13 protein-coding genes are annotated in these 13,601 nt (G+C 70.1%); 6 read left to right on the top strand and 7 right to left on the bottom strand.

What is annotated here, in order from left to right:
* Positions 1–57: 57 nt before the first annotated feature.
* From OG574_RS22675 to folE, 5 genes are all read left to right on the top strand, one after another.
* Positions 58–1,200, top strand: a complete 1,143-nt coding sequence (locus OG574_RS22675; RefSeq protein WP_326774703.1) for a zinc-dependent metalloprotease — start codon at positions 58–60, stop codon at positions 1,198–1,200.
* 215 nt (positions 1,201–1,415) lie between these two features.
* Positions 1,416–2,438 (top strand): tRNA lysidine(34) synthetase TilS, encoded by a 1,023-nt coding sequence (gene tilS, locus OG574_RS22670; RefSeq protein ID WP_326774702.1) that lies wholly within the window; start codon positions 1,416–1,418, stop codon positions 2,436–2,438.
* A 45-nt stretch (positions 2,439–2,483) separates the two neighbouring features.
* The gene (hpt, locus tag OG574_RS22665) at positions 2,484–3,044 is read left to right on the top strand and encodes a hypoxanthine phosphoribosyltransferase (protein ID WP_100597704.1); all 561 of its coding nucleotides are present in this window, start codon (positions 2,484–2,486) and stop codon (positions 3,042–3,044) included.
* A gap of 197 nt (positions 3,045–3,241) precedes the next feature.
* Complete coding sequence (gene ftsH, locus OG574_RS22660) at positions 3,242–5,251, top strand: ATP-dependent zinc metalloprotease FtsH (RefSeq protein WP_326774701.1); 2,010 nt, start codon at positions 3,242–3,244, stop codon at positions 5,249–5,251.
* Between the two features lie 79 nt (positions 5,252–5,330).
* Positions 5,331–5,936 carry a GTP cyclohydrolase I FolE gene (folE, locus tag OG574_RS22655; RefSeq protein ID WP_100597706.1) on the top strand — a complete coding sequence of 202 codons (606 nt, stop codon included), beginning with the start codon at positions 5,331–5,333 and terminating at the stop codon, positions 5,934–5,936.
* 34 nt (positions 5,937–5,970) lie between these two features.
* On the opposite strand, the gene OG574_RS22650 is transcribed toward folE, so the two are convergent.
* The 6 genes from OG574_RS22650 to OG574_RS22625 form a co-directional block, all read right to left on the bottom strand.
* A complete protein-coding gene (locus tag OG574_RS22650; protein ID WP_100597707.1) occupies positions 5,971–6,459 on the bottom strand; it encodes a DUF3180 domain-containing protein in 489 nt (162 codons plus the stop codon).
* Between the two features lie 58 nt (positions 6,460–6,517).
* A complete protein-coding gene (gene folK / locus OG574_RS22645; protein WP_100597708.1) occupies positions 6,518–7,129 on the bottom strand; it encodes a 2-amino-4-hydroxy-6-hydroxymethyldihydropteridine diphosphokinase in 612 nt (203 codons plus the stop codon).
* On the bottom strand, positions 7,126–7,485 hold the full coding sequence (folB, locus tag OG574_RS22640) for a dihydroneopterin aldolase (protein WP_116511517.1): 360 nt from the start codon (positions 7,483–7,485) through the stop codon (positions 7,126–7,128). The genes folK and folB overlap by 4 nt, the downstream gene beginning before the upstream one ends.
* 213 nt (positions 7,486–7,698) lie before the next feature.
* A complete protein-coding gene (locus OG574_RS22635; RefSeq protein WP_326774700.1) occupies positions 7,699–8,250 on the bottom strand; it encodes a nuclear transport factor 2 family protein in 552 nt (183 codons plus the stop codon).
* Positions 8,247–9,110, bottom strand: coding sequence for a dihydropteroate synthase (folP, locus tag OG574_RS22630; RefSeq protein WP_100597711.1), 864 nt, complete (start codon positions 9,108–9,110; stop codon positions 8,247–8,249). Before folP ends, OG574_RS22635 begins: the two co-directional genes overlap by 4 nt.
* Positions 9,111–9,170: 60 nt before the next feature.
* Complete coding sequence (locus OG574_RS22625) at positions 9,171–11,012, bottom strand: phosphatidylglycerol lysyltransferase domain-containing protein (protein WP_326774699.1); 1,842 nt, start codon at positions 11,010–11,012, stop codon at positions 9,171–9,173.
* A 186-nt stretch (positions 11,013–11,198) separates the two neighbouring features.
* Here OG574_RS22625 and OG574_RS22620 point away from each other — a divergent pair, with 186 nt between their 5' ends.
* On the top strand, positions 11,199–12,314 hold the full coding sequence (locus tag OG574_RS22620; RefSeq protein ID WP_326774698.1) for an alpha/beta hydrolase: 1,116 nt from the start codon (positions 11,199–11,201) through the stop codon (positions 12,312–12,314).
* Between the two features lie 46 nt (positions 12,315–12,360).
* Here the strand turns inward: OG574_RS22620 and OG574_RS22615 are convergent, their stop codons facing one another.
* Complete coding sequence (locus tag OG574_RS22615; RefSeq protein ID WP_326774697.1) at positions 12,361–13,509, bottom strand: ABC transporter ATP-binding protein; 1,149 nt, start codon at positions 13,507–13,509, stop codon at positions 12,361–12,363.
* Positions 13,510–13,601: the final 92 nt, after the last annotated feature.

Below are 13,601 nucleotides of genomic sequence, written 5' to 3'. Positions count from 1 at the left end.
GGCGCCGTCCGGGGCCAAGCCCCTGTGCACCAGGACCCGAGCACGTACGGTTGACGCATGACGAGCATCGGTGGCGCTTCTGGGATGGTCGACTGGAACCTCGCGGTGGCGACCGCGACCCGACTCGTGCGGCCGGGCCCGGAGGTGAGCCGGGACGAGGCGCGGGCGATCGTCGCGGAGCTGCGCCGCCACGCCAAGGCCTCCGAGGAACATGTCCGCGGGTTCACGCGGATGGCCACCGAGGAGGCGCACGACACTCCCGTCCTCGTCGTCGACCGCCCCGGCTGGGTCCGGGCGAACGTGGCGGGGTTCAGGGAACTCCTCAAGCCCCTCCTGGACAAGATGGAGGAGCGGCGCGGCTCCGGCCCCGGCGGAGCGGTCCTCGGCGCCGTAGGCGGCAAGGTCACGGGCGTCGAGCTCGGGATGCTGCTGTCCTTCATGTCCTCCCGAGTCCTCGGGCAGTACGAGACCTTCGCCCCGGCCACCCGAGACCTGCCGGCCGCGCCGAACGGCGGCGGAAGACTGCTCCTCGTCGCGCCGAACATCGTGCACGTGGAGCGCGAACTCGATGTGAACCCGCACGACTTCCGGCTCTGGGTGTGCCTGCACGAGGAGACGCACCGCACGCAGTTCACGGCCGTGCCCTGGCTGCGAGACCACCTCGAGGGCGAGATCCAGTCATTCCTCGCCGAGACCGATGTCGACCCCATGACGTTCCTGGAGCGCATCCGGGAGGCCGCCCAGTCCCTGGCGGGCGCGCGCCCCGAGGGCGAGCAGGGCGAGGGCGACGACGGGGGCCGTTCCCTGGTCGAGCTCGTGCAGTCCCCGGCCCAGCGCGAGATCCTCGCCCGGCTCACGGCCGTGATGTCACTGCTCGAAGGGCACGCGGACTTCGTGATGGACGGGGTCGGGCCCGCGGTGGTGCCGTCGGTGGGCGAGATCAGGGAGAAGTTCAAGGAGCGCCGCCAGAAGGGCGCGTCCCGCCTGGACCTGGCGCTGCGCAAGCTCCTGGGCCTCGACGCGAAGCTGCGCCAGTACCGCGACGGCGAGCGATTCGTCAGGGCCGTGGTGAACGAGGTGGGTATGGACGGATTCAATCGCGTATGGACATCGCCGAACACGCTCCCCACCAAGGCGGAGATCGCCAAACCGGCGGACTGGGTCGCGCGGGTGCACCGCAAGTCCGAGGGTGCACCGTAAGGCAGGGTCGTGAAACAAATACGGCCAACGGCAGGAGAACGCCCCCGTAATCACCCATCCGAGGGACCGTGGGGCGTGGGTAGGCGTGCAATGCTCGGGGAACGGCTCGGCTCTGTCACCATCGACGCACTCTGAGTGACTGAAATCGACGAGTCGCTGTTGAGTGACTGGTCCGAGCTACACCCCCACCGAAAACTTCATGAAGGGAACCGGACATGGGTCCCCATCCTGCGGTCGCGGCGATACGCCTGGCGGTCCGCCGCGTACTCCACGACGTACTCAACGATCACAGCGCCCCCCATCCGGCGCCAGAAGCCCCGCGCACCCCGCCCCTGGTGCTTGTCGCCTGCTCCGGCGGTGCCGACTCCATGGCGCTCGCCTCCGCCCTCGCCTTCGAGGCCCCCAAGCTCGGCATCCGCGCCGGTGGCGTGACCGTCGACCACGGTCTGCAGCCCGGCTCCGATCTCCGCGCCGCCGAAGTCGTCGCGCGGCTCACCGCCCTGCGCCTCGACCCCGTCGAGTCCGCGGCCGTGCACGTCGGCCGCGACGGCGGACCCGAAGCCGCGGCGAGGGACGCCAGATACGCCGCGCTCGACGCCGCCGCGGACCACCACGGCGCCGCCGCGATCCTGCTCGGCCACACCCGCGACGACCAGGCAGAGACGGTCCTGCTCGGCCTCGCCCGCGGCTCCGGTATCCGCTCCCTGTCGGGAATGGCCGCGACCTCGGGGGTCGACGGCCGTTACCGCAGGCCCTTCCTCCGCCTCGACCGCCAGACCGCCCGCAAGGCGTGCATGGCCCAGTCGCTGCCCGTCTGGGACGACCCCCACAACACCGATCCGGCGTACACGCGCTCCCGGCTGCGCCACGAGGGGCTGCCCGCCCTGGAGAAGGCGCTCGGCAAGGGTGTCGTCGAGGCGCTCGCCCGTACGGCCCAGTTGTCCCGGGACGACGCCGACGCCCTGGACACGTGGGCCGCGCAGGCCGAATCCATGGTGCGGGACCCCGCAGGGCTCCTTGAGTGCGCCAAGCTCTACGCGCTGCCGCCCGCCGTACGCCGCCGTGTACTGCGCCGAGCGGCCATCGAGGCCGGCGCTCCGGCGGGCGCTCTGTTCGCCCGGCACATCGAAGAGGTCGACCGTCTGATCACCGGCTGGCGCGGCCAGGGGGAGATCAACCTCCCCGGCAAGGTCGTGGCTCAGCGGCAGGGTGGCAGACTGGTCATCCGGCAAGGCTGACGCGGGACGAGAGTCCTTGAGCGGCCGGTGGGACGACCGAAAGTGATGCGGGTGGACGCGAAAGACATGGGCACCGACCTCCAGTCGGTGCTCATCACCAAGGAAGAGATCGACGCGAAGCTGGCTGAGCTGGCCGCGAAGATCGATGCGGAATACGCGGGCAAGGACCTGCTGATCGTCGGTGTCCTCAAGGGCGCCGTGATGGTCATGGCGGACCTGGCGCGTGCGCTGTCCACCCCCGTCACGATGGACTGGATGGCGGTGTCCTCGTACGGCGCGGGCACCCAGTCGTCCGGCGTCGTGCGGATCCTCAAGGACCTCGACACCGACATCAAGGGCAGGCACGTCCTGATCGTCGAGGACATCATCGACTCCGGGCTGACGCTGTCGTGGCTGCTCACCAACCTCGGCACCCGCGAGCCCGCGAGCCTCGAGGTCTGCACGCTGCTGCGCAAGCCGGAGGCGGCGAAGGTGGCCATCGACGTGAAGTGGACCGGGTTCGAGATCCCGAACGAGTTCGTCGTCGGGTACGGCCTGGACTACGCGGAGAAGTACCGGAACCTGCCGTTCGTCGGCACTCTGGCTCCGCACGTCTACGGCGGCTGAACCGTCGCCGAAGCGATGTGAGACGGTCGGGAACCCCTGCGGGTTTCCCGCCGTTGGAGCATGCGTGGGCGAGATTCCCAGTCATCCCCTGCGGCTGCGGGTGACAATGCTGGGGTACCGTCCGAAGAACAGTCTTCAAAACAGCCTTTATCAAACTCACTATGGCAGGAGGGACGGGGCGTCATCGCTCCGTATGGATGGACGTGAAGCGATACTTCCGTGGGCCGGTCATGTGGATCGTGCTGGCCGTCCTTGCCGTGGTCGTGTTGATGCAGGTCGTCGGTTCGTCCGGTGGCTACAAGACGGTGGACACCGGCCAGGTCATTCAGGCCATCAACGACAACAAGGTGCAGTCGGCCAAGCTGACCACCGGCGACGAAAACAACATCAAGGTCGAGCTCAAGAACGGCCAGAAGGTCCAGGGCAGCAGCAAGATCCAGGCGAGCTACATCGGCGACCAGGGCGTCGATGTGGCCAAGGATCTGCAGGCCAAGTTCGAGGACAAGCAGATCCCCGACGGGTACACCGTCGCCCCGACGAAGCAGAACGCCTTCGTGGGGATCCTGCTCTCCCTGCTCCCCTTCGTCCTGATCGTCGTCGTCTTCCTGTTCCTGATGAATCAGATGCAGGGCGGCGGCTCCCGAGTCATGCAGTTCGGGAAGTCCAAGGCGAAGCTCATCACCAAGGACACCCCGAAGACGACGTTCGCCGATGTGGCGGGCTCGGACGAGGCCGTCGAGGAGCTCCACGAGATCAAGGAGTTCCTCCAGGAGCCGGCGAAGTTCCAGGCCGTCGGCGCCAAGATCCCCAAGGGTGTGCTGCTCTACGGCCCGCCCGGAACCGGTAAGACGCTGCTCGCGCGCGCCGTCGCCGGTGAGGCGGGGGTCCCCTTCTACTCGATCTCGGGTTCCGACTTCGTCGAGATGTTCGTCGGTGTCGGTGCCTCCCGAGTCCGTGACCTGTTCGAGCAGGCCAAGGCGAACGCCCCGGCGATCGTCTTCGTCGACGAGATCGACGCCGTCGGCCGGCACCGCGGTGCGGGTCTCGGCGGCGGTCACGACGAGCGCGAGCAGACGCTCAACCAGCTGCTCGTCGAGATGGACGGCTTCGACGTGAAGGGCGGCGTCATCCTGATCGCCGCCACGAACCGGCCCGACATCCTCGACCCGGCGCTGCTGCGCCCGGGACGTTTCGACCGGCAGATCGCGGTCGACCGCCCGGACATGCAGGGCCGTCTGGAGATCCTCAAGGTTCACCAGAAGGGCAAGCCGGTCGCACCCGATGTCGATCTGTCCGCCGTCGCCCGGCGTACCCCGGGCTTCACCGGCGCCGATCTGGCGAACGTGCTGAACGAAGCGGCGCTCCTCACGGCGCGCAGCGACCTCAAGCTCGTCGACAACTCGATGCTGGACGAGGCGATCGACCGCGTGGTGGCGGGCCCGCAGAAGCGGACCCGGATCATGTCCGACAAGGAGAAGAAGATCACCGCGTACCACGAGGGCGGACACGCCCTGGTCGCGGCGGCTTCGCCCAACTCCGACCCGGTGCACAAGATCACGATCCTGTCCCGTGGACGGGCCCTCGGTTACACGATGGTCCTGCCCGACGAGGACAAGTACTCCACCACGCGTAACGAGATGCTCGACCAGCTCGCGTACATGCTGGGCGGGCGCGCGGCCGAGGAGCTGGTCTTCCACGACCCGACCACGGGCGCGGCGAACGACATCGAGAAGGCGACCGCGACCGCGCGGGCCATGGTCACGCAGTACGGCATGACCGAGCGGCTCGGCGCGATCAAGTTCGGCGGCGACAACACCGAGCCGTTCCTCGGCCGGGAGATGGCGCACCAGCGCGACTACTCGGAAGAGGTCGCCGCGCTCGTCGACGAAGAGGTCAAGAAGCTCATCGAGACCGCGCACAATGAGGCCTGGGAGATCCTCGTCGAGAACCGGGACGTTCTCGACAACCTGGTCCTCGCGCTCCTGGAGAAGGAAACGCTGAACAAGGAGCAGATCGCCGAGATCTTCGCTCCGATCGTGAAGCGCCCGGCCCGCCCCGCGTGGACCGGCTCCTCCCGCCGCACTCCGTCGACCCGCCCGCCGGTGCTCTCCCCCAGGGAGCTGTCACTGACGAACGGTTCGAACGGCGCGGCAACGGGCGTCGAGTCCGGGCTGGACATCGCTCCTACGGACAGCCCCGAGGCCTGATCACCCCGGAATGGATAACCGCGTCCCCCACGCCTTACGGTGTGGGGGACGCGGTTCTTTGTTCTAGGAAGAGGCACAGATGACCGACCCGGTGACGCTGGACGGCGAGGGTCCGATCGGCGAGTTCGACGAGAAGCGGGCTGAGAACGCCGTGCGTGAGCTGCTCATCGCGGTCGGGGAGGACCCGGACCGCGAGGGCCTCAAGCAGACGCCGGCGCGGGTGGCGCGGGCGTACAAGGAGATATTCGGGGGCCTGTGGCAGAAGCCCGAGGACGTTCTGACGACGACGTTCGACCTCGGTCACGACGAGATGGTCCTGGTGAAGGACATCGAGGTCCAGAGCAGCTGTGAGCACCATCTGGTGCCGTTCGTCGGCGTCGCCCACGTCGGCTACATCCCGTCGACCGACGGCAAGATCACCGGCCTGTCGAAGCTGGCACGCCTCGTGGACGTCTACGCCCGGCGCCCGCAGGTGCAGGAGCGTCTGACCACGCAGATCGCCGACTCCCTGATGGAGATCCTGGAGCCGCGCGGCGTGATCGTGGTCGTCGAGTGCGAGCACATGTGCATGACGATGCGCGGGGTGCGCAAGCAGGGCGCGAAGACCATCACGTCCGCGGTGCGCGGCCAGCTGCGCGACCCGGCGACGCGCAACGAGGCTATGAGCCTCATCATCGCGCGCTGAGCCCAGGCCGGCGCGCGGCCGGCCCCCGGGCCGGTCAGGCCGCCGGTGCGGCCCCGCCGTGGTCCTCGTCGTCGTCCTCCGGGAGCTTGCAGACGCGCTCCAGGAAGAGGGCGGCCGCTATCACGGCGATGCCGGTGAGGACCGAGAAGCCGGCGTAGATGGCCTGGTCGCGGCGGGCCGGGACATCGAGGTGTTCGAGCAGGAACGCGCCCGTGCCGCCGTACATCCCCGCGACCAGCGCGGCCACCAGCGCGCTGGCCTGGCCGAAGACGAGGGCGCGGGCCGCCATCAGCGGGTCGACTCCCTTGGCGCCGGGGCTCCGCTCGCGCTGGGCGCGCAGCCGGGCCCGGATGGAGAGCGCGGTCGCCAGCAGGATGACGGCGATCACGGCGAGGACGATCGGCGCCGCCAGCGGGACCCGCGGCAGCGTGCCGATCGAGTCCCACAGGCGGGCGCCCGCCCAGCTCAGTACACCGGCGACCAGGAAGAGGCCGGCCAACGTCCTGATGCGCAGTTGCTTCATTCCGGTGGTCGCCCCTCAGTCCCCGCGCTGTCTTCGTGTGCCCGCATGACCCTAACGACTATTCGGGCAGCTGGAGTTCCAGGTCGGCGCGCGGCGCGACGCCTTCGCGGGTGACCGCGGCGAGCAGCTCGGCCACGGGTCCGTGGCCCGGCAGCTGCGCCTCGGGCTCCACGTCGAACCAGGGGGCGAGGACGAAGGCCCGCTGGTGCGCGCGGGGGTGAGGGAGCGTGAGGACCGGGTCGTCGGAGACGACGTCGGCGTACGTGACGATGTCGACGTCGATCGTGCGGGCACCCCAGCGCTCGTCACGGACGCGGTGGAAGGCCTCCTCGACGGCGTGCGCCCGCTCCAGGAGGGAGGACGGGGGCAGGGTCGTGCGGAGCACGATCACCGCGTTGAAATACGCGGGCTGGCTGCCCGGCTCGACGCCCCACGGCTCGGTCTCGTAGACGGGCGAGACGGCCTTGACGCGGACGCCGGGGGTGTCCTCCAGGGCGTCGATGGCGCCCTGGATCGTCTCGAGGCGGTTCCCCAGATTCGAGCCGAGGGCGATCACCGCGTTTTTGGGGTTGGAGAGTGTGGTGTCGGCCGCGTCCACCTGTTCCACCACGGAGGCGGGCACCGGCTGTACGGTCGGGTCGCTGGGGCCCTCGGTGAAAGATGCAGTCATACTCGGCTCCGGGTGATGGTGACGGTCACATCGTCGAAGGGGACGGTGATCGGGGCGTCCGGCTTGTGGACGCAGACCTCGACCTCCAGGACTCCTTCGTGCTTCAGGCACGTCCCGGCGATGCGCTCGGCGAGCGTCTCGATGAGATCGACCGGATCGCCTTCGACGACGGCCACGACCTCCTCCGCCACGATGCCGTAGTGCACGGTCTTCGCCAGGTCGTCGTCGGCCGCGGCCGCGCGTGTGTCCAGTCCGAGCACCAGGTCCACGATGAAGGTCTGGCCTTCCTCGCGCTCCTTGGGGAAGACGCCATGGTGCCCGCGGGCCTTGAGGCCGCGCAGCGCGACACGATCCACGCGAATCACTCCTGCAATCGTCGGTAGCGGCGGGTTCGTACCGAGTGCGGTCGGCACACCAGCCTCGATCGAATCTACCTGCGGGCACCGACAGCGCTCGCCCGCGGGGGCTATGGACAGGGCGGCCCACCGCTGGTAGCCGCCCCTACCCACCAGCGCGCTCCGGCAATCCCGTGGTGCCCACGTGGGCCCGCCTACCCCGTCAGGAGCCACTCAGGAGGGTGTCTCGTCGCTTTCCTCGCCGTCGTCGCCCTCGGTCTCGGACTCGGCCAGTACGGGCGACGCGTGGTGCGACCACAGTTTCCAGCCGTCACGTGTGCGACGGAACACATTCGTGGCGACGACGCGCTGGCCGACGAGCGGGCCGAGTTCGTCGCCCTCCGCGGGGGCCGGGCCGCCGCTGAGGATGTTCTCGGTGCAGGTGATCAGAGCGGTGTCGGCGACGATGCTGATGTGCACATCCGTGAGGAAGAACTGGATGTACTCGGTGTTCGCCATGATCAGCGCGTACGAGCGCAGAACCTCGCCGCGGCCGGTGAGCACGGGCCAGCCGGGGTGCACGCAGCTGATGGACGTGTCCTCGGCCTCGTCGGACTCCTCGCTGTACGAGACGTCCTCGGGGGCGAGCCAGAGCGCCGTCAGCAGTTCGAAGTCGGCTCGCTCCAGAGCCTCGTAGAAGGCGCGGTTGGCGCTGTCCACGGCCTCCGCGTCGGTGCGCCGGCCTGCCGCACCGCGCGGCTCGTCGGGCTCCCTCGGTGGGGTCACTGGGCTCCCTCTACGGCGCGGGCGACACGGACCGCGTCGGCCGTCGCGCGGACCTCGTGGACGCGGACGGCCCAGGCGCCCTGGTGGGCCGCGATGGCGGAGACGGCGGCCGTGGCGGCGTCGCGCTCGCGCGCCGGGGGCGGGGCGCCCTGCTCGCCGGCCAGGACGTGGCCGAGGAACCGCTTGCGGGACGCGGCGACCAGCAGGGGGTGGCCGAGCGCGCGCAGCTCCTCCAGGTGGGCCAGGAGCTTCAGGTCGTGGGAGGCCTCCTTGGAGAAGCCGAGGCCCGGGTCGACGACGATGCGCTCAGGGGCGATGCCGCCCTCGATGACGGCCTCCACGCGCGCGTGGAGCTCGGCGACGACTTCGGAGACCACGTCCTCGTACGTGCCCTTGACGTTGCCTCCCTCCAGGAAGCCGCGCCAGTGCATGACGACGAAGGGGGCGCCCGCCGCGGCGACGGCGGGGATCATCGCCGGGTCGGCGAGGCCGCCGCTGACGTCGTTGACCAGAGAGGCACCGGCCGCCAGGGAGCGCTCGGCCACGGAGGCGCGCATCGTGTCCACGGACACGGCGACGCCCTCGGAGGACAGGCCCCGCACGACGGGGATGACGCGCTTGAGCTCCTCGTCCTCGTCGACGCGGGTGGCGCCGGGGCGGGTCGACTCGCCACCGACGTCGATCAGGTCGGCGCCCTGTGCGACCAGGTCGAGGCCGTGTTTCACGGCGGCCGTCGTGTCGAACCAGCGGCCGCCGTCGGAGAAGGAATCGGGCGTCACATTGACGACTCCCATGACCGCGCAGCGGTCCCATTCGGGAAGGCCTGTGACGTGGCCTCGACGGCCCTGCGACGTGCTCATGCCTTCAAGCCTAGGCCCGGCGGCCCGGTGGCCGTGCCACGGCCGGAGTGCGGACGGGCCTCAGACGGCCCGCACCCCGCGCCGGCCTCCGTCGTGCGAGTCGTCGTGCGAGCCGTCGTGCCCGGCGTCGTGGGCGCAGGGCCGGGGCCCGGCCCTGCGTCGTCGCAGGAGGCGCGGTATGGCCAGGTTCACGAAGCCCTCCGCCTGCATGGCGGCGAAGCCGATCCGGGGCAGGTCGCGCGAGGAGCGGTAGACCACGAAGCGGGGTTCCCAGCGCGGCCGGAACTTCGCGTTGAACCGGTACAGCGACTCGATCTGGAACCAGCGGGACAGGAAGACGAGCAGTCCGCGCCAGGCCCGCAGGACCGGGCCCGCGCCGATCTTGTCGCCGCGCGCGAGGGCCGCGCGGAACATCGCGAAGTTCAGCGAGATCCGCGTGATGCCGAGCTTCGGGGCGGCCTGGAGGGCGGCCACGATGAGGAGTTCGTTCATGCCGGGGTCGGCGGCGCGGTCGCGGCGCATCAGGTCGAGGGAGACGCCGTCGGTGCCCCAGGGAACGAAGTGGAGTACGGCCTTCAGGTCGCCGTGCGGGCCGGCCGGGTCGTCGGCCTTGTGGGCTGTGGCGACCAGGCAGTCGCCGTCCGCCGCGTCGCCGATGCGGCCGAGCGCCATGGAGAAGCCGCGTTCGGTGTCGGTGCCGCGCCAGTCGTCGGCGGCGCGGCGGATCCGCTCCAGTTCCTGGTCGCCGAGGTCACGGATGCGCCGCACCCGGGTCTCGTAGCCATTGCGCTCGATCCTCTTGACCATCTGGCGTACGTTGCGCATCGCACGCCCGGCCAGGGAGAAATCCGCGGTGTCCACCACCGCCTCGTCGCCCAGTTCGAGCGCGCCGAGGCCGGTCTCGCGGGTCCAGACCTCGCCGCCCGTCTCGGAGCAGCCCATGACGGCGGGGGTCCATGAGTGGGCCTTGGCCTCGTCCATGAACTGTTCGATGGCTCCGGGCCACGCCTCCACGTCCCCGACGGGGTCGCCGCTCGCGAGCATCACGCCCGACACGACGCGGTAGCAGACGGCCGCCTTGCCGCTGGGCGAGAAGACGACTCCCTTGTCGCGGCGGAGCGCGAAATGGCCGAGGGAGTCGCGGGCGCCGTGCTTGTCCAGGAGGGTGCGCAGCCGTGCCTCGTCGTCCGCGGTGAGGCGTGCGACCGGGTGTTCGGGGCGGAACGCCAGATAGATGGTCGTCAGCGCGGTGAGCAGGCCGAGCGCGCCGAGCGAGCACGCCACGGTCCAGGAGGTGCGGCCCGCGTAGTCGACGGGTCCGTCCATGCCGAACAGGCCGTACAGGACGTGTTCCAGACGGTCGGACAGGCTCGGGTCGCCCACCAGCTTCTTGGGGTGGGCGCTGACGATGGCGAGGCCGATGACGATGGAACCGGCGCCCATGAGCACGAAGTTCGCGAGCGCCCGCCAGCGGCTGCGCGGGTCGGGCAGCGCCGCGAACTCACTCCCGTGGCGCAGCAGCAGCGTGAGCAGCACGAGCGGGATCAGCACGCCGAACAGGGAGTGCCGGTACGCGAACTGCGCGAGCGCGCCGAGCGGCAGGAGCACCACGGCCGCGCGCCAGGCCCGCCGCTTGTGGCGGCGCAGCCCGTGCGCGAGGAGGAGCAGCAGGACACCCGTACTGATGGCGAGCGCTGCCGCGAACGGGCCGAGGGCGCCGGGCAGGACCTCGGCCAGCGCGTGCATGCGGCTGTGCCGGAACCGCGGGAAGACGCCCGCCGCGACGTCGAGGAGTCCGACGAGGACGCAGGCGCGGGCGATCAGGACGGGGACGGCCTCGGGCCGGGGGCCGCGCAGTATCCGGCGAAGGTGCCGTGTTCTGCCGGGAACCTCACCTGACATATCGGCATCTATCCTGACAGGCATCGCATCCCGTAGTTCCGCGAGAGGGCTCGAAGCCGGCGTCAATTCCGGCATCCGGTCACATTGCGCCCTCTAGGACGGGACTTGTGGGAGGCGGGTTCACTCGGCCAGGTAAACCGGCGGAAAAGGTTCAGTAAGCCAGAAAGCGCAGGCGGGTACAGCACGATGGGTCTTACGAGCAGCAAGGTCCTTGCGCTTGCGGTCTTTCTGGCCGTGCTCCTCTTCGCCGGGACGGTCTGGCTGTGGCCACACCTGGCGCGCCGCACCTGGGGATCCGTCGCCGGGCGGGTGGGTCTGCTGTTCGCGACGCAGCTCGCGCTGTTCCTCTCGGCCGTACTGGCTGTCAACCAGGCGTTCGCGTTCTACGCCTCGTGGGACGACCTTCTTGGGCGGGAGCAGGGCCAGGGCGTGGTGGCCGACTTCGGAGCGGTCGGCACCCGGGGACCACTGCAGGTGCTGGGCACGCGGGTCGTGAACGTGCCGGGCGGCTCACGGCCCAGAGTCGGCGGCCAGATCCAGAAGGTCGACATCGTCGGGAAGCGCTCGCACATTGCCACCTCCGCGTACGTCTATCTGCCGCCCGAGTACTTCAAGGGCCGCCACAAGACCCGTACTTTCCCCGCCTCGGTCGTCCTGACCGGCTACCCCGGCACCGCCGAGGCGCTCATCAAGGGACTGCGCTACCCGACCATCGCCCACGAGCAGGCCGGGGCGGGCGCCATGCGGCCGATGATCCTGGTGATGATGCGCCCGACCGTGGCGCCGCCGCGGGACACGGAGTGTGTGGACGTGCCGAACGGCCCGCAGACGGAGACGTTCTTCGCCCGGGACCTGCCCCGGATCATCTCGGCGCACTACAGAGTCAACAAGAGGCCGGGCGGCTGGGGCATCGTGGGCGACTCCACGGGCGGCTACTGCGCCCTGAAGCTCGCCGTCCACCACCCCCGTGTCTACGGCGCGGGGGCGGGCCTGTCCGCGTACTACAAGTCGCCGACCGACCCCACCACGGGCGACCTGTTCCACGGCGACGAGGCGCTGGAGCGGCGCGCCGACCTGATGTGGACCCTGGGACACGGGAAGCCGCCCGCCACGTCGTTGCTGGTCACCACGAGCAAGCACGGCGAGAGCAACTACGGGAACACGATGAGGTTCATCCGCGAGGTGAAGCCGCCCACCGAGATCTCGTCGATCGTCCTGGACAGTGGCGGCCACAACTTCAACACCTGGCGCCGCGAGATCCCGGCCGCGCTGGTGTGGCTGAGCGCGCGCATCACGGCGTAGGGGCGCCGACGGCATCGGGGCCTCGGGCTTCGGGGCCCACGCGCTCTCAGGCCCCCGTCACCGTCTCCAGTTCGACCTCCGCGCGCGGGATGTCCCGGGCGTCCGCCGCCGTGGAGCGGCGCAGCGCCTCGTGCAGCCGCGCCGGGGTGAGGACGCCGAGGAAGCGACCCTCGCTGTGCTCGTCGATGACGGCGATCCAGCCCGCGTCGTGCTGGAGCATCGTGGCGAAAGCCTGCTTGAGGGAGGCGCCGACGGGCAGCCACGCCTCCATGCGGCGGGCGTGCTCGCGGACCGTGCCGCTCTGCACGCGCGCGTGCTCCGCGGAGATCCAGCCGTGCAGGTTGTTGTCGCCGTCGAGGACCACCGCCCAGGGGGCGTCGAGCTTCGCCGGCAGCGGGTCGTCGAGATGCACGACCGGCGGCTGTTCCAGGTCGCTCTCCTCGATGGGCGTGACGGACAGGCGCTTGAGGCCGCGGTCCGCGCCGACGAAGTCGGCCACGTACTCGTTCGCGGGCGCGCCCAGGACGGTCGACGGAGTGTCGAACTGCTCGATCCTGCCCTGCCCGTACACGGCGATCCGGTCGCCGAGGCGGACGGCCTCCTCGATGTCGTGCGTGACGAACAGGACCGTCTTGCGCACGGCCTGCTGGAGGCGCAGGAACTCGTTCTGCAGGTGTTCGCGCACGACGGGGTCGACCGCGCCGAACGGCTCGTCCATCAGGAGTACGGGCGGATCCGCCGCCAACGCCCTCGCCACCCCCACGCGTTGGCGCTGACCGCCGGAGAGCTGGTCGGGGTAGCGGTCGCCGAAGGTGCGCGGGTCGAGGCCGACGAGGTCGAGGAGTTCGGCGGCGCGTTCGCGGGCCTTGGCGCGCTTGACGCCGAGGAGGTGCGGGACGGTCGCCGTGTTGTCGAGGACCGTCTTGTGCGGGAAGAGGCCGACCTGCTGGATCACATAGCCGATGCGGCGCCGGAGTTGGACCGGGTCGATGACGGATATGTCGTCGCCGTCAAGGAATATCCGACCCTCGCTCGGTTCGATGAGCCGGTTGACCATCTTCATCGTGGTGGTCTTGCCGCAGCCCGACGGGCCGACGAGCGTGACGAGTTCCCCCTCGTTCACCTCGAAGGACAGGTCGTCGACGGCCGTTGTCCCGTCGGCGTAGCGCTTGGTGACGTGCTCGAACCGGATCATGGGTCCCCATTGTGCCGGGCAGCCGCCGCCTGTGGGCGGCCGCTGTGTGAAGGCCATGTTGCGTCGTGACGAGGGGTCTCGGCGATTGTCAG

It is taken from the genome of Streptomyces sp. NBC_01445 (assembly GCF_035918235.1).
Classification (GTDB): domain Bacteria; phylum Actinomycetota; class Actinomycetes; order Streptomycetales; family Streptomycetaceae; genus Streptomyces.
Note: the sequence above shows the minus strand (reverse complement) of the source record. Positions and strands in the feature narration are given on the sequence as shown.

Coding starts and splice junctions, on each gene's coding strand:
- OG574_RS22675 (WP_326774703.1), top strand. CDS start 58: ATGACGAGCATCGGTGGCGCTTCTGGGATGGTCGACTGGAACCTCGCG.
- tilS (WP_326774702.1), top strand. CDS start 1,416: ATGGGTCCCCATCCTGCGGTCGCGGCGATACGCCTGGCGGTCCGCCGC.
- hpt (WP_100597704.1), top strand. CDS start 2,484: ATGCGGGTGGACGCGAAAGACATGGGCACCGACCTCCAGTCGGTGCTC.
- ftsH (WP_326774701.1), top strand. CDS start 3,242: ATGGACGTGAAGCGATACTTCCGTGGGCCGGTCATGTGGATCGTGCTG.
- folE (WP_100597706.1), top strand. CDS start 5,331: ATGACCGACCCGGTGACGCTGGACGGCGAGGGTCCGATCGGCGAGTTC.
- OG574_RS22650 (WP_100597707.1), bottom strand. CDS start 6,459: ATGAAGCAACTGCGCATCAGGACGTTGGCCGGCCTCTTCCTGGTCGCC.
- folK (WP_100597708.1), bottom strand. CDS start 7,129: ATGACTGCATCTTTCACCGAGGGCCCCAGCGACCCGACCGTACAGCCG.
- folP (WP_100597711.1), bottom strand. CDS start 9,110: ATGAGCACGTCGCAGGGCCGTCGAGGCCACGTCACAGGCCTTCCCGAA.
- OG574_RS22625 (WP_326774699.1), bottom strand. CDS start 11,012: ATGTCAGGTGAGGTTCCCGGCAGAACACGGCACCTTCGCCGGATACTG.
- OG574_RS22620 (WP_326774698.1), top strand. CDS start 11,199: ATGGGTCTTACGAGCAGCAAGGTCCTTGCGCTTGCGGTCTTTCTGGCC.
- OG574_RS22615 (WP_326774697.1), bottom strand. CDS start 13,509: ATGATCCGGTTCGAGCACGTCACCAAGCGCTACGCCGACGGGACAACG.